General features: G+C 55.6%; 1 protein-coding gene. It reads left to right on the top strand.

Annotated features, from left to right (window positions below):
- The first annotated feature begins 142 nt into the window (after positions 1 to 142).
- Positions 143 to 1396 carry an ISL3 family transposase gene (locus B5D39_RS16660; protein WP_012468604.1) on the top strand — a complete coding sequence of 418 codons (1254 nt, stop codon included), beginning with the start codon at positions 143 to 145 and terminating at the stop codon, positions 1394 to 1396.
- The last annotated feature ends 6 nt before the right edge of the window (positions 1397 to 1402 follow it).

Raw genomic sequence — 1402 nt, 5'->3', positions numbered from 1 at the left:
GGTTCTTCCGCAGAATTTATGGGTAACTGACCTGCCGAAGATGGTCTGAGCAGCTACCTGGTGAACGAAATAGAGCATCCCGCCTACAAATCTGTCATTGTGTGTTTCGACCAAGAAACCCAATACAGACAAGGAGAGCGGGATGCAGCTCAAGTCTATACTGAATTTCGTTCAACCGCATCAAGGTTTTGTGTATGGCGCTGTCCACCAGCGAAACAAGGGACAGCGCACGGTCCTTGACATTGAGATCCGCCCCCGCAAGAACAGGCAGCCTGTCTGTTCCAGATGCGGCAAACCTGGTCCCGGCTATGACACCTTGCCTGTGCGCCGGTTTGAGTTCGTGCCGCTATGGGGCATTGCCGTGTTCTTCCTCTACGCCATGCGCCGGGTCAGTTGCCCATCCTGCGGTGTGAAGGTGGAACAAGTCCCCTGGGCCACCGGCAAGAACCACCTGACCACCACCTATGCCTGGTTCCTGGCCCGCTGGGCCAGGCGGTTGTCGTGGAAGGAAGTGGGGCAAGTGTTTCAGACCAGTTGGGACAACGTCTTCCGCTCGGTCAAAATGGCCGTTGCCTGGGGACTGGCCCACCGCGACCTCGACACCATAACCGCCATCGGCATCGACGAGATTGCCTGGAAAAAGGGGCACAAGTACCTGACCCTGGTTTACCAGATCGATGCCGGATGCAAACGCCTGCTGTGGGTCGGCAAGGAGCGGACCCAGAAAACGTTGCGGCAGTTCTTCAAGGAGTTTGGCAAAGAGCGAACAGCACACCTTCGGTTCATCTGCAGCGACATGTGGAAGCCATACCTGCGGATCGTCGCCGAGGTTGCAGGTCAAGCCATGCATATCCTTGACCGGTTCCATGTCATGACCCACTTCGGCAAAGCTGTCGACAAGGTCCGGGCAACGGAAGCCAGAGAACTGAAAGCCAAGGGCCAGGAACCGGTGCTGACCGGTAGCCGCTGGTGCCTGCTCAAACGGCCTGAACACCTGACGGAGAAGCAGAGCATCAAGCTGAATGAACTGCTGGCCATTAACTTGAAAACCGTCCGGGCCTATCTCCTCAAAGAGGAGTTCCAGTTCTTCTGGCGCTATGCCACTGCGGGCTGGGCTGCCAGATTTCTGGATGCTTGGTGCAAAAGAACCATGAGGTCACGCATCATCCCGATGAAGAAGATTGCCAAGATGCTGCGCTCGCATCGGGAGCTGTTACTCAACTGGTTTCGGACCAAAGGGCAGGTTGCCTTGGGGGCCGTAGAAGGATTCAACAACAAGGCTAAAGTGACGTCACGTAAAGCATACGGTTTCAGAAACTTTGAAGTGATGAAAATCGCCTTGTATCATACACTTGGCAACCTGCCAGAACCTGAGGCTACCCACAGATTCTGCTGAAGAGCC

The organism is Trichlorobacter thiogenes, assembly GCF_900167465.1.
In the GTDB taxonomy this organism is placed as follows: domain Bacteria; phylum Desulfobacterota; class Desulfuromonadia; order Geobacterales; family Pseudopelobacteraceae; genus Trichlorobacter; species Trichlorobacter thiogenes.
Note: the sequence above shows the minus strand (reverse complement) of the source record. Positions and strands in the feature narration are given on the sequence as shown.